This is a genomic window from Aliirhizobium sp. YIM B11859 (assembly GCF_057163345.1).
On record NZ_JBXHAY010000006.1, the window covers coordinates 350,056 to 370,550 of the forward strand.

The 20,495-nt window shown below is 58.5% G+C and carries 23 protein-coding genes and 1 pseudogene; 13 read left to right on the top strand and 11 right to left on the bottom strand.

Annotated features, from left to right (window positions below):
- Positions 1-50: 50 nt before the first annotated feature.
- The gene (locus tag AC2GXZ_RS23195) at positions 51-1,166 is read left to right on the top strand and encodes a Gfo/Idh/MocA family protein (RefSeq protein ID WP_483761571.1); all 1,116 of its coding nucleotides are present in this window, start codon (positions 51-53) and stop codon (positions 1,164-1,166) included.
- A 108-nt stretch (positions 1,167-1,274) separates the two neighbouring features.
- Here the strand turns inward: AC2GXZ_RS23195 and xth are convergent, their stop codons facing one another.
- A complete protein-coding gene (xth, locus tag AC2GXZ_RS23200; protein ID WP_483761572.1) occupies positions 1,275-2,063 on the bottom strand; it encodes an exodeoxyribonuclease III in 789 nt (262 codons plus the stop codon).
- 11 nt (positions 2,064-2,074) lie between these two features.
- Complete coding sequence (locus AC2GXZ_RS23205; protein WP_483761573.1) at positions 2,075-2,518, bottom strand: PPC domain-containing DNA-binding protein; 444 nt, start codon at positions 2,516-2,518, stop codon at positions 2,075-2,077.
- 339 nt (positions 2,519-2,857) lie between these two features.
- On the opposite strand from AC2GXZ_RS23205, the gene AC2GXZ_RS23210 reads away from it, so the two are divergent.
- From AC2GXZ_RS23210 to AC2GXZ_RS23225, 4 genes are all read left to right on the top strand, one after another.
- A complete protein-coding gene (locus AC2GXZ_RS23210; RefSeq protein ID WP_483761574.1) occupies positions 2,858-3,313 on the top strand; it encodes a hypothetical protein in 456 nt (151 codons plus the stop codon).
- Between the two features lie 702 nt (positions 3,314-4,015).
- A complete protein-coding gene (locus AC2GXZ_RS23215; RefSeq protein ID WP_483761575.1) occupies positions 4,016-4,768 on the top strand; it encodes an ImuA family protein in 753 nt (250 codons plus the stop codon).
- Positions 4,689-6,200 (top strand): Y-family DNA polymerase, encoded by a 1,512-nt coding sequence (locus AC2GXZ_RS23220; RefSeq protein WP_483761576.1) that lies wholly within the window; start codon positions 4,689-4,691, stop codon positions 6,198-6,200. Before AC2GXZ_RS23215 ends, AC2GXZ_RS23220 begins: the two co-directional genes overlap by 80 nt.
- Positions 6,197-9,457: an error-prone DNA polymerase gene (locus AC2GXZ_RS23225; RefSeq protein WP_483761577.1), complete on the top strand. Its 3,261-nt coding sequence runs from the start codon at positions 6,197-6,199 to the stop codon at positions 9,455-9,457. Before AC2GXZ_RS23220 ends, AC2GXZ_RS23225 begins: the two co-directional genes overlap by 4 nt.
- 14 nt (positions 9,458-9,471) lie before the next feature.
- On the opposite strand, the gene AC2GXZ_RS23230 is transcribed toward AC2GXZ_RS23225, so the two are convergent.
- Positions 9,472-10,143, bottom strand: coding sequence for an SOS response-associated peptidase (locus AC2GXZ_RS23230; protein WP_483761578.1), 672 nt, complete (start codon positions 10,141-10,143; stop codon positions 9,472-9,474).
- A gap of 4 nt (positions 10,144-10,147) precedes the next feature.
- Positions 10,148-10,375, bottom strand: coding sequence for a hypothetical protein (locus AC2GXZ_RS23235; protein ID WP_483761579.1), 228 nt, complete (start codon positions 10,373-10,375; stop codon positions 10,148-10,150).
- 122 nt (positions 10,376-10,497) lie between these two features.
- Here AC2GXZ_RS23235 and AC2GXZ_RS23240 point away from each other — a divergent pair, with 122 nt between their 5' ends.
- Positions 10,498-10,677, top strand: coding sequence for a hypothetical protein (locus AC2GXZ_RS23240; protein WP_483761580.1), 180 nt, complete (start codon positions 10,498-10,500; stop codon positions 10,675-10,677).
- A gap of 231 nt (positions 10,678-10,908) precedes the next feature.
- Here AC2GXZ_RS23240 and AC2GXZ_RS23245 read toward each other — a convergent pair whose 3' ends face one another.
- From AC2GXZ_RS23245 to ku (AC2GXZ_RS23260), 4 genes are read right to left on the bottom strand one after another with little or no spacing between them, the layout of a single operon-like run.
- Positions 10,909-11,193 carry a hypothetical protein gene (locus AC2GXZ_RS23245; protein ID WP_483761581.1) on the bottom strand — a complete coding sequence of 95 codons (285 nt, stop codon included), beginning with the start codon at positions 11,191-11,193 and terminating at the stop codon, positions 10,909-10,911.
- A 41-nt stretch (positions 11,194-11,234) separates the two neighbouring features.
- Positions 11,235-11,561, bottom strand: coding sequence for a hypothetical protein (locus AC2GXZ_RS23250; RefSeq protein ID WP_483761582.1), 327 nt, complete (start codon positions 11,559-11,561; stop codon positions 11,235-11,237).
- A 1-nt stretch (position 11,562) separates the two neighbouring features.
- Positions 11,563-12,375 carry a non-homologous end joining protein Ku gene (ku, locus tag AC2GXZ_RS23255; RefSeq protein WP_483761583.1) on the bottom strand — a complete coding sequence of 271 codons (813 nt, stop codon included), beginning with the start codon at positions 12,373-12,375 and terminating at the stop codon, positions 11,563-11,565.
- A gap of 12 nt (positions 12,376-12,387) precedes the next feature.
- Entirely contained in the window at positions 12,388-13,293 is a 906-nt protein-coding gene (ku, locus tag AC2GXZ_RS23260) for a non-homologous end joining protein Ku (RefSeq protein WP_483761584.1), read from the bottom strand.
- A gap of 203 nt (positions 13,294-13,496) precedes the next feature.
- Here ku (AC2GXZ_RS23260) and AC2GXZ_RS23265 point away from each other — a divergent pair, with 203 nt between their 5' ends.
- Both AC2GXZ_RS23265 and AC2GXZ_RS23270 read left to right on the top strand, forming a co-directional pair.
- Positions 13,497-13,682, top strand: a complete 186-nt coding sequence (locus AC2GXZ_RS23265) for a hypothetical protein (protein WP_483761585.1) — start codon at positions 13,497-13,499, stop codon at positions 13,680-13,682.
- A gap of 10 nt (positions 13,683-13,692) precedes the next feature.
- On the top strand, positions 13,693-13,899 hold the full coding sequence (locus AC2GXZ_RS23270) for a hypothetical protein (RefSeq protein ID WP_483761586.1): 207 nt from the start codon (positions 13,693-13,695) through the stop codon (positions 13,897-13,899).
- Positions 13,900-14,841: 942 nt separating this feature from the next.
- Here the strand turns inward: AC2GXZ_RS23270 and AC2GXZ_RS23275 are convergent.
- On the bottom strand, positions 14,842-15,477 hold the full coding sequence (locus AC2GXZ_RS23275; protein ID WP_483761587.1) for a TetR/AcrR family transcriptional regulator: 636 nt from the start codon (positions 15,475-15,477) through the stop codon (positions 14,842-14,844).
- Positions 15,478-15,565: 88 nt separating this feature from the next.
- On the opposite strand from AC2GXZ_RS23275, the gene AC2GXZ_RS23280 reads away from it, so the two are divergent.
- The 5 genes from AC2GXZ_RS23280 (at position 15,566) to AC2GXZ_RS23300 (ending at position 19,666) form a co-directional block, all read left to right on the top strand.
- Positions 15,566-16,339: an SDR family oxidoreductase gene (locus AC2GXZ_RS23280; protein WP_483761588.1), complete on the top strand. Its 774-nt coding sequence runs from the start codon at positions 15,566-15,568 to the stop codon at positions 16,337-16,339.
- 511 nt (positions 16,340-16,850) lie between these two features.
- Positions 16,851-17,099 (top strand): hypothetical protein, encoded by a 249-nt coding sequence (locus AC2GXZ_RS23285; RefSeq protein ID WP_483761589.1) that lies wholly within the window; start codon positions 16,851-16,853, stop codon positions 17,097-17,099.
- A gap of 119 nt (positions 17,100-17,218) precedes the next feature.
- Positions 17,219-17,671 (top strand): PepSY domain-containing protein, encoded by a 453-nt coding sequence (locus AC2GXZ_RS23290; protein ID WP_483761590.1) that lies wholly within the window; start codon positions 17,219-17,221, stop codon positions 17,669-17,671.
- 4 nt (positions 17,672-17,675) lie between these two features.
- The gene (locus AC2GXZ_RS23295) at positions 17,676-18,341 is read left to right on the top strand and encodes a response regulator transcription factor (protein ID WP_483761591.1); all 666 of its coding nucleotides are present in this window, start codon (positions 17,676-17,678) and stop codon (positions 18,339-18,341) included.
- A gap of 89 nt (positions 18,342-18,430) precedes the next feature.
- Entirely contained in the window at positions 18,431-19,666 is a 1,236-nt protein-coding gene (locus AC2GXZ_RS23300) for a sensor histidine kinase (protein WP_483761592.1), read from the top strand.
- 57 nt (positions 19,667-19,723) lie between these two features.
- On the opposite strand, the pseudogene AC2GXZ_RS23305 reads toward AC2GXZ_RS23300, so the two are convergent.
- Both AC2GXZ_RS23305 and AC2GXZ_RS23310 read right to left on the bottom strand, forming a co-directional pair.
- Positions 19,724-19,855, bottom strand: a pseudogene (locus tag AC2GXZ_RS23305) (IS30 family transposase); the annotation flags it as partial.
- A gap of 80 nt (positions 19,856-19,935) precedes the next feature.
- Positions 19,936-20,481: a Pycsar system effector family protein gene (locus AC2GXZ_RS23310; RefSeq protein ID WP_483761593.1), complete on the bottom strand. Its 546-nt coding sequence runs from the start codon at positions 20,479-20,481 to the stop codon at positions 19,936-19,938.
- Between the last annotated feature and the right edge of the window lie 14 nt (positions 20,482-20,495).

Genomic DNA, 20,495 nt, shown 5'->3' on the forward strand with positions numbered 1-20,495 from the left:
AGTTTTAGCGGCGCTGATATCGATAACCCGAAAATGGAATTGCCATCACCATGACATCATATGAAAAGAAAGTTCGCTACGCCGTCGTTGGCGGCGGTCAAATCTCGCAGCAAGCGTTCATGCCAGGCGTTGGTCAGACGAACAACTCGGAACTCGCGGCCCTCGTGACCGGTGATCCCGTGAAGGCCGACACGTTGGCCAAGCAGTACGGCATCAAACCGTGGACGTACGAACAATACGGCGATCTGCTTGAATCCGGGGAAATCGATGCCGTCTACGTGGCGACCCCGAACGCCCATCACACCGATCTTGTCGTCGAGGCACTCGAGGCAGGTATTCACGTCCTTCTCGAAAAGCCGATGACATCGAGTGTCGAAGACGCGAAAAAGGTTCTTGAGGCGCAGAAGGCAAGCACCGCCAAGCTGATGATCGCTTACCGACTCCATCACGAGCCCGGCACGGTGGAAATGTTTACGCGTGCCCGTAATGGCGATTTCGGCGAATTGCGTGCGTTTTCGTCAACCTTCGCCCAGGATGTCGCCGAGGAGAACTCGCGGGGCCACAACGGCTATTGGGGCGGACCCGTGCCGGACATGGGCACCTATCCTTTGAACGCCGTGCGCAACCTCTTTGGCGAGGAGCCGGTCTCGGTCCACGCGGTTGGGACGAAGGCGCCAGATCGCGGGTTCGATTTCCATGACACGGTCGCCGTAACCCTTCGTTTCCCTGAAGAGAAAACGGCCCAGTTCACAGTCAGCTATGCCACGGCTGCTGCCGAGAGCTTTACGCTCGTCGGCACGAAGGCGACCATTCACGCAGCCCCGTGCTTTATGTTCGGCCAGAAGGTCGGCATTACTTATGTCGAGAAGACCGCAGATGGCGAGACGACGCATACCTTCGATCCCGTCGACCAGTTCGGCAACGAGACACAATATTTTTCGGATTGTATCCTGACTGGCCGCGACCCTGAGGCCGACGGCGAGGAAGGGCTGATGGATATGCGCGTCCTTTCGGCCATCGAGAAGTCGATTGAAACGGGGGGGACCGTAGGGCTCCCGCCGGAGAAGCGGACGAAGCGCGTCTCTTTCGATCAGGCGCTCAAGCTGCCGCCTGCGGAAGAGCCTTCCGAAGACGAGATGATCAGCATCGTTCCTCAGTCGAAGTAGCCACACGTAGTTCGGTCGTCGCCCTTACGGGAGCGACTGGTGAACTGACACGCGCGTGTCGGACGGAGCTCGCGATCCCAAGACGCTTTCTCGGGGTCGCCCTAGCGTCTATCCACCCTCCCCAATCATCGGTACATCGAGGTCGATCATGACCGGCGCGTGGTCGCTCGTATGGTCCCAGCCTCTCGGCTTTTTGCGGACAGACGCCGACTTAAGCCACGGGGCGGCCGCGGGCGATAAAAGGAAGTGGTCAATCCTGAGGCCGGCGTCGCGCTCGAACGAGTTTCGCCAATATTTCCAGAAGGTATAGATGCGTTCGTCCGGATGCAGGTGCCGTATAGCATCCGTCCAGCCCTGCTTGATGAGTTTCGCATATGCCTTCCTAACCTCCGGCCGGAACAGAGCGTCGTCTTGCCATCGCTCGGATTTGTAGACGTCGAGATCGGTCGGCATCACGTTGTAGTCTCCCGCCAGCACGCAGGGAATTTCAAGCTCCAGCAGCTCGGCAGCATATTCCTGAAATCGGCGAAACCAGGCGAGCTTGTAGTCGAACGTTGGTCCTGGTGCAGGATTGCCATTCGGCAGATAAAGGCATCCGATCAAGATGCCATCGACCGCAGCCTCGATGTAACGAGAGGAGGTGTCGTCCGGATCGCCCGGCAGCCCTTTCCGTGTGAGAAGCGGCTCCTGTCCGCGCGCGAGGATGGCAACGCCGTTCCATGACTTCTGTCCCTGCCAGACGGCACCATAACCAGCATGCTCGATCTCCTTTAAAGGAAACTCGATCGTTTTGAGCTCCTGAATGCAGACGACGTCGGGCTTGTCCGCCTTCAGCCACCTCAGGAGGATGTCCAGCCGGCTTCGGATGCCGTTGATGTTATAAGTGGCGACCCTCACCGCAGTGGTCGTTACAAATCGATTAGGGCAATGCCGAGATCATGACGCTTTCTGCGGCGGAATCCGACCGCGCTCTCGCGGATGATGATCTCGAGCGTGGGATGGACGATGCCGTTGATGAAGTGGCCTCCCTTCGTAGAACCATCCTCGAAACCGAGAACGGCATGCAGGTGGAGACTGGCCTTGCCGTCGTCCCCGACGGCAACATCTCCGAGGGCGCTCAGGACCTCCGTCTGACCGTCTACCGGGATCTCCTTGTACGACTTCGTGGCGAAGTCAAAGAAACCCAGGGTGGCAGTTCGGAATGCACCGATCGCAGTCAGAGAAGCGCCGGTGATCGTTTGCTCCTGCGCAAAGCGAGAGATGGCTTCGAACGCCTCCTCTCCCTCATCGAGGACCAGTACCCAGTTCCGCTCGCTCCAGGGATTTGTGTCGCCCAGTTCCTTGCTCTTCATCTGTTGATCCTCAATGTGCTTTGAGTATGCCCAGCGACCTGATCCAGATCGTGTCCGCCGGCGTCTACTTTGTCCTGACCTTGTCACGGGCGATGCCTTTAGGAGTAACTGCTCTCCGTCCGGAGGGTTGCCTCGTCGGCTGTCGTATTTTTAAGTTTTTCGTGACGGGAAGGGTCTTTTGCCTGGCTTGTAAGATCAAAGATGTCGTGTGCTGGACGCGAAAGGCCGCGCCGGGAGCTGTCGAGCAACGATCGCACCGTGTTGGAACCGTTCTCGCGTATGGACGGTTAGCCTTTGACGTTTCGAATGAACGCAACCCCAGCGACAGGATATTAAGACATGGTTCAAGAGCTCGACCCGACCAGCGACGCCGCGCGGACTGGCGAAGATGCTGATGCAAACCGCGAAACGCTTGCCAAAAATGCTGACGCCAATCTGCATCGTGTTGAATACTGTGGTGCGGGGACTCGACGAACGTCGTCCGATGCGTCTGCGCTCACCGACGTCAGGGAGTTCTCGCGCAGTTCGAACGGCGACACCTGGTCGATCGGGGTGGATCGTCAGGGCTCGATGATGGTTCTTCACCGTGGAAACCTGCCATCCGGCAGCCATGAGACTGTCACGCCAGTCGTCGCTTTCCTCGATAATGGCCCCAAAGGTCCCCAGCATGACGCTCTGGTCGCGATGCTGAAGGACACCGAAGATCGTGTTGACGTCAAGCGAACTGGCGTAGTGAGCAGCTTATTGACTGAACTGGGACTGATTTCGCCTGAAACGCGGGGGAGGATGGCCTAACGGCCAATCAGAAGGCGATTGTAGAAGCTTATCGGTCCGGCCGTAAAACAGAAGAGGCATCCGCGGGCATTTGATTGATGATGCTAGTCTCGCCAGGTATATCAAGAGCTGCGCCTTGAGTGGCCTTTCGCCATTCCGATCCGAGGGAGACTGGCGCTCCGGCCCGCGCCAGCGGATCGGCGATCGCTAATCGTTCGAACGCTCCAGACACCGAAACCTTGCCTGACATTGGTCCCCATCGGCGCCTACAAGCCGCTCACATCCCATCGCCGCCATCCTCCGCACTTGCGCGAGAGTTGTCCCTGCACCGTGCTTTCGAACCAGCACCTGCCGCTCGAGTTCGTCGGAGCGGCCGCATGCGCGGCATTCGATCGCGATGACGGAAACCTTCACATGCCGCAGCGTGGCGGTCAGATCGAGAACATTGGAGTTATAGCGTTTCAATTATCCACTCCGCCCGATTTGATAAACTGGCGCGGTCCCCGGACTTTTTCTTTCATCATCATATCCTTGCGAAACTCGTCCCTAGCGATCTGATTCAAAACGGAGAATCTGAGAATTCGCTAAAATTATGAGACTCTATTCCTATTTTTCACCCGCTTGACTCTTTCCAGCTAACGGAACAGATACAGAACATCAAGCGTTCTGGCGGCATGAAGCCGTTCTCTCCAACCACCGCGACCCGAAAGGATTCCGCGAACGATGTCGGCTGTCCGCGCTCAAGTCCTCGCAGATCTGCGTGACCGCATCTCTTCGATAGAAGGAGAGGGCACGAAGAAGGCTGGCTGTCTTCCATTCGGCGTCGCGGAACTCGACGGAATTCTTCCTGGCGGTGGACTGGTCCTCGGCGCTCTGCACGAGTTTGCGGGCGGCGGCTCGGGAACGGTGGATGGAGCCGCGGCTGCTTTATTTGCCGCGGGAGTTGCAGCCAGGACCAAGGGACCAGTGGTCTGGTGCTTGACCCGTCCGGATCTTTTTTTTCCTGCGCTGGCTCAGGCTGGGCTGCATCCAAAGAGAGTAATCTTCGTCGAGAGCGACAAGGAGGAGGACGTTGCCGCCAACATGGAGGAGGCGCTTTCCTATGGCGGCCTGGGGGCGGTCGTCGGAGAACTTGTGAGGCTACCGATGGTCGTCAGCAGAAGGCTTCAGCTCGTCGCCGAGCGAACCGGGACTATCGCTTTGGCGGTACGGCGATGGCGGCGCCAGACAGAGGCAAACGACTTCGGCCAGCCGACGGCGTCCACCACGAGATGGCGGGTGAGCGTGCTGCCATCGCAGGAGCTTCCGGTTCCAGGGATCGGAAGGCCGCAATGGTTTCTTGAGTTGATGAGATCGCGTGCGGGCGAGTGTGCTGAGTTTTACGTCGGAGCGTGTGATGACAAGGGTCGTATCCATCTATCTTCCGGATCTGGCCACGGACAGGATCAGACGGGACGATCCCGCTATTCCGGATGAGCGCCCGATCGCCGTCATTGCCAGTAGCGGTGCCAAGCGGTGGGTGTCGGCAGCCGATCATGCCGCCAGAAAGATCGGTGTTAGAGCCGGCATGCCTGCCGCGAAGGCACAGGCGATTTTTCGGGGGCTTATGCTGGTTGATGCAGATCCCGCGGCCGATGCCATGGCGCTGGATCGCCTTGGCTTGTGGGCGCTTGGCCACTATTCCCCGATCGTTGCCGTCGATGGCATCGATGGCCTCGTGCTCGATACGGAAGGCGCCGATCATCTCCAGGGCGGAGAGCGACCGATGATCACCGGTATCGTGAACATGTTCCGTGCCAGAAAGCTCACCGCAAGGATCGCAATCGCAGATACCTGGGGCGCGGCACATGCCTGCGTGCGTGCAATCAAGCGGGACACGGTCATCGTCCCGCGCGGCGAGATTGTTCGCGCCGTCGAGAACCTGTCGATCTCCTTGCTTAGGCTTCCGGAAAAGGTCGTGTCTGATCTGCGGGTTCTCGGCTTCCAATCGATCGGAGAACTGTCGAACACGCCGAGGGCGCCGCTGGCGCTTCGTTTCGGGCCGGAAGTCGGCCGTCGTCTCGACCAGATGTTCGGACGCATGAATGAGCCCATCGATCCGATCCGAACCGCCGACCTCGTCGAAGTCTCGCGATCGTTTCAGGAGCCGATCGGCGCCGCCGAGACGATCAACAAGTATGTCGGCAGGCTCGTGGTGCAGCTCGTTGCCGAACTTGAAAGGCGCGGTCTCGGTGCCCGACGAGCAGATCTCTTGGTCCACAAGGTCGACAATACGATCCAGGCGATACGGGCAGGAACGGCCAAGCCGGCGCGCGATGTCGCCTGGTTGACCAAGCTCTTCCGCGACCGGACCGAAAAAATCGAACCGGGCTTTGGCATCGAGAAGCTCACGCTGGTTGCCGTCGCGGCCGAGCCCTTGGCGCAAGAGCAGAAGGTTTCCTCGCTTGTGGAGGAGGAGAACAGCGATATCACGCCATTGATCGATGTGTTCGCCAATCGCGGGCAGCGGGTCTACCGGGTCGCTCCCTTCGCCTCTGATGTCCCCGAGCGCAGTGTCCAACGGGTGTCAGCCGTCGCGGACGAAGTCCGAGAAGGATGGGCCAGCCACTGGCGACGCCCGGTTCGCCTGTTCAACCGACCCGAACAGATCCAAGCGATCGCGATGATGCCGGACTATCCGCCGGCCACCATCACCTGGCGCGGCAAACGCCACCGCGTCAAACGGGCAGATGGCCCGGAGCGCATCTTTGGCGAATGGTGGATGCGGCCAAACGAGTTGGACGCTGTTCGCGACTATTTCGTCATCGAGAACGATGATGGCGAGCGCTTCTGGATCTTTCGGTCCGGCGACGGTGTGGACCCGGACACCGGGTCGCACAAGTGGTTCATGCACGGGATCTTCGCATGAAATACGCCGAACTCCAGGTGACGACCCATTTCAGCTTCCTGCGGGGTGCATCCTCCGCGCAGGAGCTATTTGCAGTGGCGAAAGAACTCGGAATCGAGGCGCTAGGTGTGGTTGACCGTAATTCGCTGGCAGGGATCGTACGCGCGCTCGAAGCATCGCGGGATACAGGGCTTCGTCTCATCGTCGGATGTCGCCTCGATTTGCAGGACGGCATGTCGATCCTGGTCTACCCCACCGACAAGGCAGCATATGCGCGGCTGACCCGAATGATCACGCTCGGCAAGGGCAGAGGTGGCAAGGACAACTGCATCCTGCATCTCGATGATGTCGCACTTTACGCAGAGGGCATGATCGGCATCCTCGTGCCGGATCTCCCGGATGATATTTGCGCCCTCCAGCTGCGCAAGATGGCAAATATCTTTGGAAGGCGGGCCTATGTCTCGCTCTGCCTCAGGCGCCGGCCGAACGATCAGATGCGGCTCCACGAGCTGTCGAACATGGCAGCAAAATTCCGCGTCAAAACTGTTGTTACCAACGACGTTCTTTTCCATGAACCGTCTCGGCGACAGCTCCAGGACATCGTCACCTGCATCCGCGAAGGCACCACGATCGATGCGGTTGGCTTCGACAGGGAGCGGTTCGCCGATCGTTTCCTGAAGCCCCCAGAGGAAATGGAGCGGCTTTTCCCCCGGTATCCGGAGGCATTGGTGCGGACAATGGAGATCGTCGAGCTGTGTCGGTTTTCGCTGGAAGAGCTCACCTACGAATATCCTGAGGAGGCGCTGGTCAATGGGATGGACGCTCAACAGTCTCTGGAACAATGCGTCCGTGACTGCATTCCGATGCGATATCCGGAAGGCCTTCCTCAAAAGGTGTTGCGATCCGTCAGGCACGAGCTCGATCTCATCAAGGAGATGGACTACGCGCCCTATTTCCTCACGGTCTACAGCATCGTCCGTTTCGCCCGATCACAAGGCATCCTGTGCCAGGGCAGGGGCTCTGCTGCCAACTCGGCGATATGTTACATCCTGGGGATCACCAGCATCGATCCGGAGACGAATGATCTGCTATTCGAGCGTTTCGTCTCCAGGGAGCGTAATGAGCCACCGGATATCGACGTCGATTTCGAGCACCAGCGGCGCGAGGAAGTCATCCAGTGGATTTATAAGACCTATGGCCGTGACCGTGCAGCATTGGTCTGTACCGTCACCCGGTATCGGGCCAAGGGCGCTATCAAGGATGTCGGAAAGGCCATGGGCCTACCGGAGGATGTCACCAAGGCATTGTCCTCTGGCCTTTGGTCATGGTCGGAAGAGATAACCGAGCGCAATGTCCGCGAGTTGAACCTCAACCCGAACGATTACCGTCTGGTGATGACCCTTCGCCTTGCGCGCGAGCTGATGGGCGCGCCACGGCATCTCGGTCAGCATGTCGGCGGCTTCGTGCTGACGCGCTCGCGCCTCGACGACCTTGTGCCGATCGAGCCGGCCGCCATGGAAGATCGTCAGGTGATCGAATGGGACAAGGACGATGTCGAGGCGCTGAAAATGATGAAGGTCGACGTGCTGGCGCTCGGCATGCTGACCTGCATGCAGAAGGCCTTTGATCTGATCCGAGAGCATAAGGGAGAGGATCTCGATCTCGCCAGGGTTAAGCAGGAGGACAGCGCCACATATGCAATGATCTGCAAGGCCGATACGCTCGGAACGTTTCAGGTAGAGAGCCGGGCGCAAATGTCGATGCTGCCGCGGCTCAAACCCCGGACATTCTACGATCTCGTTATTCAGGTCGCCATCGTTCGCCCCGGGCCGATCCAGGGCGATATGGTGCATCCCTATCTGCGCCGCCGAGAAGGCAAGGAGCCTGAGGAATACCCCACGGAAGAGTTGAGGGAGGTTCTCGGGCGAACCTTAGGCGTGCCCCTTTTTCAGGAATCGGCGATGAAGGTCGCGATGGTCTGTGCCGGGTTCACCGCCGGCGAGGCCGACCAGCTGCGCAAGTCGATGGCGACGTTCAAATTTACCGGCGGTGTCTCGCGGTTCCAGACCAAGCTGATCGACGGTATGATCAACAACGGCTACACGCGCGAATTTGCCGAACGGACGTTCAAGCAGCTCGAAGGTTTCGGATCCTACGGTTTCCCGGAGAGCCATGCCGCTTCTTTTGCACTCATCGCCTACGCATCCTGCTTCATCAAATGCCATTTCCCGGATGCCTTTGGGGCCGCGCTGATGAACTCCCTTCCTATGGGCTTTTACGCGCCGGCTCAGATCATTGGTGATGCGCGCAAGCATGGTGTCGAAGTGCGGCCCATCTCCATTCAGCACTCGCGATGGGACTGCACGCTCGAGGAAATCCCCGGCTCTGACTGCCATGCCATCCGACTTGGCATGCGACAGGTCGATGGATTGGCGGTCGCTGATGCGGCGCGGATTGTTGCTGCCCGCATGGAGCGGCCGTTCGAAACTGTCGATGATGTCTGGCGACGATCGGACGTGCCGGCCGAGGCGCTTGTCCAGCTCGCCGAGGCCGATGCGTTCCGGCCGGCGTTTGGCCTGGAACGGCGAGATGCGCTTTGGGCGATCAAGGCCCTTCGCGACGAGCCGCTTCCGCTGTTCGCCGCGGCCGCCGCTCGGGAGGAGAGGGCCGTGGCCGAACAACACGAGCCCGAAGTGACGCTCAGGCAGATGACTGAAGGCCACAACGTCGTCGAGGACTATGCGCATGTCGGGCTCACGCTCAGGGAGCACCCGATATCATTCCTTCGCCGCGATCTTGCCGCGCGCCGGATTGTCACCTGTGCAGACGCGATGAATGCCCGGGACAAGAGCTTTGTCTGCGCCGCCGGTCTCGTGCTGGTCCGTCAGAAGCCGGGCAGCGCCAAGGGCGTGATGTTCATCACCATCGAGGATGAGACCGGCATCGCCAATATCGTCGTCTGGCCAAGCCTATTCGAAAAGCGGCGGCGCGTGGTGCTCGGGGCGAGCATGATGGCGATCCAGGGAAAGATCCAGCGAGAAGGAGAGGTCGTTCATCTGATTGCGCGGCAGCTCGAAGACCTTTCTGGTGATCTTGCCGCGCTATCGGATCGCGATTCCGAGTTCAAGAATCCGACCGGACGGGGCGACGAGTTCGCCCATGGTTCACCCGGAGGTGGAGATGCTCGGGATCGGCCGAGGCCAAATAAGGTTCGCGACATTTTCGTGCCGGATCTTCACATTGACACGCTGAAGGTGAAGAGCAGGAATTTCCACTGAACCTGGGGCTATGGTCACAGCGGATTCACTTGCGGCTTTCCAGTAAACCTTGACGAGTTCACATCTCTCGAAACCCGATGAAATTCCAGCATTCCATCAAGGTTCTGCTTTTCCAGGAGTCCTTTCGCGCGTGCCCCGCTCGTTGCAGGATCGAGCCACTCCTTATAGGCCGCTGGATCGAGAATGGCGGGTTGCCTGTCGTGCAGCTTCGTCATCGGATCTGCGGCGGGCATTGTGACAATGGTGCAACTGGTGATGCCGAGTTTCTCGTTATGGGCCCAAAGCCCGGCAAAGGAGAAGGGGCTGCCGCCCGGCTGGTAGATGAGCCATGGGTCCTTTTTGCCGTCATCCTGATTGACGGTCCATTCGTAAAACCCGTCGGCCGGGATCAAGCACCGCTTCGACTTGAACGCGTCGCGAAACGCCGGCGAGGTCCCGATCGTCTCAATGCGGGCATTGAACATGGCGCCCTTCGGGAGCTCCTTCGCCCAGAACGGCACCAACCACCAACGAGCGGTTTCGGCCATCTCATGTCCTTCAGCATCGTTATGAACGATCAGGACATCTTGTGTCGGAGAAATGTTGAAACGAGCCTGCGTGTTTCGGCCCCGCTCCTGATCCCAGGGGAGATCATAAAGATCGGTGAAGGCCGGCCATTCGTGCTCAAACGTGAACCGTCCGCACATCGGGTCATCGTCTCCTGAGGGTCGAGAGGTCTTGGGTGAGGTTGCGATTGACAATCATCCCGAGCATCAGATGATCGGCCAGTTCCATTAAGGCTGCGGCTACTTCTTCCGGCATCCAACCGGCCTCAACCGCCTCAACGGCAACAGCGGTGAACGCGCCGGCCATCGCTTCCTGGCATTGCAGAAATCGATCGGGATGTCTGTCGGTTGTCGGCGGCGATATGCGTTTCATCCGCAAGACATGTCGTCTGTCAGTCCGCCGTCAAGGCGAAGCCAATAGCGAAACGTCGAGCACCATGAGCGGAACCATCGGGGTGCGGAGCAAGTTGGGCAGACACAAGGGAGATATCGCAAATGACCGACCTGAAAAACCATCCCGAGCAAGACCCTGCAGAAGGTTCGCGCGAGACGATCGAACGTGATCTGCAACGACGGGAAAACCAGGCCAAAGAACGTACGGCCAAATCCAGCGATGGAACGCCGTCGGGCAGCACTGGGGGTGCAGAAGCGGCCGAGCCGTCACCAGGCAGCTGAGTTTGTCCGCAGAGAAATAGGGAGATTAACGTTGAGCGAAATAAACCGATCAAACAAACGGATGATCCGTATTGGAGCGACCGCGGTCATCGTCGCCATCACGGCAGTCGTGGGGAGTTATCTCATCGGCCCGGCGACAGATCCACGGACAACGTCATCCGTTTCGGCACCCGCGCATGGTGAGCCGGAGAATCTGGCGACTCCCGCTAACCCGGCGGGTGGTTCCAAACCTTAAGACGATCGAGCCAGGCTGTCGAACCACGCGCGATACGGCGTGTTTTTGGCAAGCTTCCGATTGTAGTCAAGCGCGCCGTCTTCCCACCACACCGGCCCGCGTTCTCCGAGCGCCACCTTTGCAGCATCGACGCTCTGACGGGCCACCGTCGTCGCCGAAGGATCGCCTTTTACCTGCTTGACCGCCCTGCGGGCGTTCATGAGCGCTGTGACGAGGTCTTGCCGTTCATTCTCGCTGAGCGCCGGATTGCTCACCCTCCAAAGTCGGCCCCGCACCACCATGTACCGGCCATCCGGCGTTCGAGGAAACGACTGATGCTCCGTCAAAGCCGTTCCTGGATATGGGATCGGGAATCTCCACCTAGATCGATAGAGCCTTTCGCGGCCAGCACGTCGCTTTCTCGCACCCACACCTTCCCATCCAGATCTTGGCCCCGCCGAATGCTGGCTGCCGCCAGATCGCGATAAAAATCGGCGTAGCGGACGAGCCGCCTCAGCGACTTTTCCGGCGGAAGGGCTGTCGCCTGCATCGCTTCGCACGTTACGATCACCAACCAAACGGACGATCCATCAGTCACGGCGATCTGCCCGTTTTCGAAATAAATGAACGGCGCGGGCTCACACAGCCGGATGTCTGTTTCCTCCAGCATGTCAGCCTGCCTTCTTCTTTTTGAGATCCGCTTCGACGCTCTTGCGCAGGGCATCCATGATGTTGACAACATTCGAGGCCGCTGCCCCCTCCGCTTTCTTGCCCTTCGCAGCCTTTCTGGGCTTCAGCTCTTTCTTTTTCTGGGCGATCAACTTCAGTAGGCTGTCCTGGATCGGATCACTGACCATGTCCGGGGACCAGCGGGCCATCTTCTGCTTGATCAGCTTTTGAACGAGCGGAACAAGGTCGTCATCGGCTTCAGGCTCGATGTCCTCGAAATAATTCTCCTCCGGTCGCACTTCGTCGCCAAACCGCAGTGACCATAGGACGATGCCTTCGTCGCGTGGCTCGAGCACCACCGCCCGTTCGCGGCGCCCGATCACCAGTTTCGACACGCCGACCACCTTGTCAGCCTTCATAGCATCCCGAATCACCGCAAAGGCCTCGTGGCCGACCGGATCATCCGGCATCAGATAATGGGGTTTTTCGAGATAAACCCATTCGATGCTGTCGGCTGGTGCGAACGTGTCAATGTCGATTGTCTTCACCGTATCGAGGGCAACGGCATCGAGATCGTCGTCGGTCAGGATGACATAGTCGTTTTCGCCGCGAGCATAGCCCTTGGCCTCGTTCTCCTCTTTCACCGACTTGCCTGTCACGGAATCAATGTACTGAGAGACGACGCGGTTTCCTGTTTCCTTGTTCAGCGTATGAAACCGAACCTTCTCCGCCTCTGACTTTGCCGGCTTCATCGACACCGGACAGGTGACAAGCGAGAGTTTGAGATAGCCTTTCCAGTACGGATGAAGCGCCATGATCGTTCCTCCTTACCCTGCCTTGCGCTGCGGGGCAGCTTTCGAAGAGGCGGTCTTCGATGCCGCCCCGCGCGCGGCGCGCTGCCTGCCAGCGCCTGTATTGGCGTTGGCTGCAGAGCGTTCCGGTTTGTCGTCCCTGGATTTGCCGAGACCAGCGCTTTTGCGCAGCGCCGCGAGCAGGTCGTTTGGCTTCGATACCTCGACCGTCTTTCGCTTCGGCAATGGCTTGCCTTCGATCTTGGCTTTGACCAGCTCCGCAAGTGCCGCCTCATAACGGTCATCAAAGCCAGCCGGATCGAAGTCGCCCTTCTTCGTTGAGATGATATGCTTCGCCAGATCAAGCATTTCGCCCTGGATCTTGATCTTCGGCATGTCCTCGAAGGCTTTCTTCGACGAGCGGACCTCGTAATCGTAGTTCAGCGTTGTCGCGATGAGGCCCTTGCCGTGCGGTCGGATAAGGACTGTGCGCATCCGTCGAAAGAGCACGGTCCTTGCGATCGCAGCAACTTTGGACTTGCGCATGCCGTCCCTCAATGCAGCAAATGCGTCGTTGCCCATCTTGTCCGGCGTGAGGTAATAGGGCTTGTCGAAATAGACATCATCGACGTCGCAGCAGGGGATGAACGCCTCGACTTCCAGCGTCTTGTTGCTCTCCGGAATAGTGGCTGCCACCTCATCGGGATCGATGATGATGTATTGGCCATTCTCGATCTCGAACCCCTTGGTCTGCGCGTCCTTCGGAACAGGTTCTTCCGTGTCACTGTCGATGAACACGCGGTTGACGCGGTTGCCCGTCGCCTTGTTGATGGTGTTGAACGTGATCCGCTCCGAGGTTGAGGCGGCTGTATAAAGCGCCACCCCACACGACACCTCGCCGAACTTGATGAAGCCTTTCCATTGAGCGCGCTGACCGGGCATATCGAACTCCTCGCATAAGACGCAACCTATGCGATTCAACTGCGTCAACAGCGACTGAGTTCCGTTTCGAAAAATGAATCATTTTCAATGGTTTGATTTAAGTTTCCGCTGCAACCATGAGATTCAAATCAAGCCTCTGGATTCGATGCATCTTTTCGGCCAAGCGCGAGTTATTCGCTTATCGCAACCGATGGAGAATTCAGATGTCAAAGAGAGAACTGATCGATACCGGGGCAGACAAGCGCTACGTCCGTCGCAACGAAAAAGGCCAATTCAAGGAGAGCGTCGACGTCGGCCGATCGCTCTCCGCCGACAAGCGGCAGAAAGCCAAAACCGTCGCCAAGGCGGGTGAAGGTGACAAGGGCGATCACCGCTCGGCCAAGCATTAAGGGTGTGACCATGACCAGTATTGCTGGCGACCTTCGCCTAAAGCTCGAACAGCTTGTCGATCACTACGTAACCGCCGGGTCAAAGACGCCCGAGGTAATCGCCGCGATGGAGAAGGAACTACAAGATATGCAGCGCGCCTACAATGAAGATCCCGATCCAGTCGATGAGTCCGGCGAGATCGACGAACCGGCGAATGACTGGCCGGCGGCAACCTGAACGCCACCGGACCGGTATGCGATTTGAGCATGGCTGTTCTGATGCATCGCTTATTTTCGAGCAGGGCCCGGTGGGTTAGATGAGGCCCAACGAAGCGACGCACCCTCCTCCCGCTAAGCTTCGTCATTCAGGTGACCTACTCCTCCTCCCAAGGGCACCTGACAGAATGGCGGCATCCTCCTCCCAGTCGCCGTTCACATCATTCGAAAAGCCTGCCGCTCCTCCCGCGGCAGGCTTTTTCGTTTCGGTGTTAGCGCGATAGCCCGCTTCAACCGCGCCGGTGTCGCAATCGTTTATCTGATGCAGACACGGCAGAGGTTCTCCGCGATTAGGGCCGCGTTGACTGCAGGCCGGAGAGCCATCCGCGGGCTTGGCATTTAAGAGCCATCGACCGGTTCCGGGCATGATGGGCAATATGCGGGTGTGCCGTCATCCCAGGCCGCATGTCGAAAGGCATAAACTCCCAATACTCCTACCGTCTTCGGGACAGTTCCACAGATCAAGGTCCAAGATCTCGATAGTCTGAAGTTTTAAGCTCGCGCTCGGGTCGCGGTAGACCGCGTCGGGGTTGCTCTCGGCGCCTTGTTCTGGATCGTGATGTGCGGCCGCTAGGTCCGTATGTCCTGACAGCCGAGCCACGTTACAATCTCCGCGTCCAGGATTGCACGGATGTCCTCCAACTCCAGGCATGTAACGAGGAGGGCGACGCCTGCGCCGATGCACGGCAGGCTGCTGACCTTCGATGTCGTCAATCGCGCCTGTGCTGCAATGTTGGTAAGTGTTTTGCACATTCTGCCACGATGTTTGCCCGCAAACCTGTGAAACATCGCCAGATGCGAGCCGACGAAATCACTGTCCGGCAAATACCGCTGCCGAAGGCGATGGAATGGCTCGATATCCCGCTCTTCAACACTGCGATCAGAACGACAGGTTAATGCGTCTTCAATTTGAATTCCCGGAGACAGTAGTGCGTTCCCCGGGCCAGGCCGTCAGAGCAACGTCGATCAACCGTTTCAGAAGAGCGTTGCAGGCACCATCGCAGGCCTGGGCCGACATTCCCTGAATAATCGCACCGTAGAAGCGCGCGAGCGTGTCCGTATCGGTCCCGGCCGGCAGTTCCCCGTCGCTGACGGCGCGATCAAAGCGGGTCTTGAGAGCCTGCATTGATGCCTCCCGGAGTTCAGAGGTCATTCGAGCGACTGAAGCGTTTTCTTCCGCATGCTGCAGAACTGCGGTCGAGACCATGCAGCCCGCAGGCTTGTCCGGTTGGGTGTCGCCATCGGCAATGTTATAGAGGTAGCGGCTGAGTGCTTCGTAGGCGGGCAGGGCGGATGCGAGGATTTCGGCGCGGCAACCACTTTCGCGGGCGATGCTGAAATCCAGAGCCTGGCGGTACAATTCTTCCTTCGAACCGAAATTGGAATAGAGCGTCGGAGGGTTGATCCCCATGGCCTTGGTCAAATCGGCGGTCGATGTTCCTTCGTAGCCGCGCTCCCAGAACAGCCGTGCCGCGATGTCGAGCCCTGTGTCTCGATCGAGCAAGCGCGGCCTTCCCCGTTTACGAATTGGCCCTTCCATTAAAATAGTGATCCCTATTTAAATATTGACAGCGATGTTTTGACTCTTAATATAGGGATCACTATTTTAATTGGCAACGGAGCAGAACATGCCCAAGAAACTAACTGAGAAGACAGCACTTATCACCGGAAGCTCACGCGGTATCGGACGCGCGGTCGCGCTCGCCTTTGCAAATGAGGGGGCCGCACTGATCGGCGTACACTACACCGCCAATCCGGATGCGGCGAAGGCGACCGTGCGCGATATCGAGGCGTTGGGCGTCAAGGCGGTTGCGGTAAAGGCCGATCTACGGCAGGGCAAGGAAGCTGCCGACAGCCTTTGGACGCAATTCAGCGACGCGGCGCTTGCGCATACGGGTGCCGCTGCTCTCGATATCCTCGTCAACAATGCCGGCATTGCTCCCGCAGTCCCGTTGAGGGAGACCAGCGAGGCTATCTTCGACGAGGTGATGACCATCAACTATAAGGCGCCATTCTTCCTGATCCAGGCGGTCGCGGGCCACATTCGCGAAAATGGCCGCATCATCAACGTCTCCACGGGGTTCACACGGATTGCAGCACCGACCCATCCGGCCTACGCAGCCTCAAAGGGAGCACTCGAGACCCTAACCCTGGCACTTGCGCCTGAGTTTGCGGTTCGCGGGATCACGGTCAATGCCATCATGCCGGGCGTCACCGAAACAGACATGAATTCCGAATGGCTGTCATCGCCGGAGGCGCGCGCTGGCGCCGAAGCACTATCCGTCTTCTCGCGTGTCGGCCGTGCGGACGACATTGCTGACGTGATAGCCTTCCTGGCATCGAATGATGCCCGCTGGACGACGGGTCAGATCATCGATGCCACGGGGGGCGCACGGATCTGATCAACCATCAGACTCCGCCATTTTTGCGAGCCATTTTAACACGCGGCATGGGGCGCTTGTGACGAGATGGCGGGTTGCGATCCGGCGCTTCGTCAGCCCACCGGACGGGACCGCGCTTACCGAGCGCGGTCTTCGCTGTGTCGAGCTTTTCACGTGGATTATCAAGCTCGGCCGGTTATTCCTTCGCATCCCTGACCCACCGCACCTTCGCATTGATACGCTGAAAGTGAAGGCTTTTTTTCAGTAGCATTGAGTTTTTGTAGGGGTCAAAGGTTCGCATCACTTCAAGAGCTTATGTGACTAACTCGCTTCATGAGCGAGCCTTCGCCCCTTGCCGCACGAAAAAACCACGACGCTAGCCCGCAGATAGATACGGCCCCGGTCCCCATTGAGCCAACATTTCCTGACAGATCCCTGACAAGTGTGCTCAGCCGCCTGTCAGCGCACTCGTGCAATTTTGAACTGGTCGAAGGAGGACGTTCTTCGAACTGAATAGGAAAGGATTTCGACCATGAACACCAAATTATCTTTCGCTGCCCTTGCCGCAGCTTTCGCCTTTGCCGCCGCGATGCCGGTTTTCCAAGCTGTCGCGCCGATCACCGGTTCTTCTGCCGCCCTTGCAAGGCAGGGCGCCGACGACGGTGCTGGCCACGATGCAAATGACGACAAGGGCGGCCGCCGCGGCGGCCATGGGGCCGATGACAAAGGCGGCCACCACTCAAAAGATGATAAGGGCGGCAAGCGCGGCGGCCGTAAGTAAGCGATTCCGGCAATACCGTCTTGAACTCCGCCTTTATCCGGCGGGGTTCTTGTCGTTTGCTGCCTATATCGCTTCGTGCCAGAATATTTTCGACTATATGCCCCCTCTGCGGAGACACCATGGGCTCGAACCGCCGCATGTTTATCATCCTAACTTTCTCCGCCTTCGCGGCCGTTGCTGCGGCGCCGTTGTCATTCGCTTACGCCAAAGATGGTGGCGGCTCGGACGGAGGCAGTTCAGGTCATGGCGGCGGCGATGACGGAGGAGGGGACAATCACGGCGGACACGGCGGCAGTGACGACGGACATGGCGAAGGTGCAACTTCCGGCGCGACCAGCTCTGGCAGGGCGGATTACGACAGGGCACGCGACGCGGTGCGAAGTGGTGAGATCATGTCGCTAAAAGCGATCCTGCAAAAGATCGACCTTGAGCGCTACGGTCGGATTGTTGACGTCCGCCTCGGCCGATCTCAAGCCCAAGACATCTATCATGTGAAGCTGCGAGACGAAGCTGGCGTCATCCGAACTTTGAGGGTTGATGCGCGAAGTGGTGCGGTGGTGGGAAGGAACTGATCTGATGAAAATCCTGCTTGCAGAAGACGATCCGAACATTGCCGGTCACGTGGTGGAAAAACTCGGGCGGGAGGGGTATCGCGTCGAGGTTCTGTCAAAGGGCCCTGAAGTGTGGGAGCGAGGCGAGGCGGGGGACTATGCAGCCATCATCCTCGATCTCGGGTTACCGGGCATGGACGGTCTCTCGATCCTCAAACGTTGGCGTACTTCTGGTCTCGACACCCCAATCCTGGTGTTGACGGCGCGTGGATCGTGGATGGAGCGGGTCGACGGGTTCGATGCTGGTGCGGATGACTATCTGCCGAAGCCATTCCGCAGCGAGGAGTTGGTGGCTCGTCTTCGTGCTCTTTTGCGGCGAACAGGCAAAACAGGGCAGCGCGTGAAGGCGACCGACCGGTTCACGCTCGACGAACAAGCGCGGCGTGTCACGTTCGATGGAAGAGAGCTCGATCTTTCCCCGCTCGAATACCGGATGATGACGCTGTTTATCGATCGACCCGGCGTCGTGTTGACGCCTGCCGAACTCGCCAGCCAGGTTCAAGGCCGAGATGACGATACAGCCAAGAATGCTGTCGAGGCGATGATCGGCCGGTTGCGCCGCAAGACCGACAGCGATGCGATCGAGACCCGTCGTGGTTTCGGTTATGTCCTGCCCGAGAAACGGCCATGATTACCCGCTCGCTGCGCTTCCGCCTCGCCGCCGGCGCTCTCATTTCGATCGCCGTTGCCCTCTCGCTTGTCTGGTATGTGCTTGGCCACTTGTTCGAGGATTACCTTGCCGACCAATATGCCAATGAAATGACGGCCGTGTCCGATGCGCTCGGTGCCCGGCTGACCATCGCCGGCGACAAGCTCCTGCTCGCAAGCGAGCCTTCAGATCCCCGGTTCCAGATCCCAGCGGGCGGTCGATACTGGCAAATTACCGCCGAAGGAGGAGGAACGCCTTTACGTTCCCGCTCGCTCTGGGACCAGGAGCTTTCAAGGGCAATCCTCCTTCCTGAGATGTATTGCGGTTTCCACCAGGCAGAAGGGCCTGATGGCGGCGTCATCTTGGTCTCGATCAAGGATATGGTGCTGACCGAAGGCGACCACCCAAAGACCTTTACGGTCTATACTGCGTTTTCGAAGGACGATATGGAAGCCGCGCTTGCCAGTTATCACTGGCCTCTGATGGTGATGTTGATCGCCACTGGCGCGCTTTTACTGTTTGCCTCCTTCTTGCAAGGGCTGATCGGGCTGAAACCCCTGTCGCTTCTCCGCCGCGACGTGGCCGACATAAGGGCGGGACGGTCCAGCCAGATGAGTGCATCTGGACCGGCCGAGGTCACGCCGCTGGTCAACGAAATCAACCTGCTGTTGTCCGAGCGCGAGACGGCGGTGGAAAGGGCGAGAGCACGCGCCAGCGATCTGGCGCATGGCCTAAAAACGCCGCTAACAGTGCTGTCGCATCTGGCCGAAGAACTGCCTGAGGACCGTCGGGAAATGGCCCTGCAGCAGATTGAACTGGTGCGGCAGCGTGCAGATCGACAGTTGCAAGCGGCGCGCATGGGTGTCGAGCAAATGGCGACGACCTCGCTGCTCGGTATTTCCGGCAAGCTTGTGAGCGTGTTGTCGCCCATCACCAGAAGCCGCGGCATCGAATGGTTTTTGGATATCGACCCTGACCTTACCATTCAGGCTGATCCTGCAGATGTCGCGGAGGCTATGGGCGGCATCCTCGACAACGCGGTGCGCTTCGCAGAACGGCGAATCGAGATATGCGCCTCGAAAGAAGGGGAGATGACGGTGCTGCGTGTCTGCGATGACGGGCCGGGTGCGGAGCCGGATCGTTACACCTCAATGCTCAAGCGGGGTGTAAGTGGCGACGCAGACGGAGCTGGAACCGGTCTGGGGCTCGCTATCTCTGGTGACATCGCGACCGCTTATGGTGGCGATCTCCAACTTGACCGTTCGCAACTCGGCGGTCTCGAAGTCGCTCTCTGGCTACCGAACTAAGGTCTTCTTTGGAGAAGCTATCCCAAGTGAAACATTTCCGGTTTGGAGGGGTGGGCGTCAGCGTCTTACGAGCAAGAGGTCCGTAAACACCTCCGCCGGCGTTCGGTAACTGAGACATTTTCTCGGCTGGTCATTGAGATCACGTGCCAGTTGACTGAGCGCGCGCTGTCGCATGTTGGTAAGATCGGTATACTGCTTGGTATGATACACACGCGCTTGTTGTGGCGTCAGGAAAAGCGCATCCTGGTCAACACAGTAGGTTAGCCGGCCTACTGCGTTGCAAGAAGAAGGACGACGTAGGCCACGACCGTAAATACCAGGCCGCGGAACGCCAGCGAAACGCATTTGTACTTTTGGCCCGCAATCAGCGCCAGAACATCGGCATTATCGAGATACTCCTGGAAGAGGTAGGACACATCACTTTTTTGCGCCGCCGTTTCGAATAGACCGCGGTGATGCGTCCATGTCCCCCAAAACAACGACGTTGACTTGTCAATCCGGCGTGGCAGGACAACCCGAATAGCAAATAGAATAGAGAAAACCGACGCTACTGCGAGCATGCCGGAAAAGAAAATCTCCACCCAGTTCCCATGCGTATATCTCGCCCAGTTGAAGACCCCTCTACCTTCCGCCGACGATACCAGGAATGCCAACATGAATGTAAATATGTAGGCGGCCTTCTGATCGGCGATTTTTATCTGGTCATAAAATACGTCGTTTATCTTCCTGATGTGATTTATATATTCCTCAGTGATTTCCCCTGTCGCCATTGGCATGTCCAACAATTCGGTCGGCGCGCTATCAAAGTCACTCACGTATCATTTCTCCA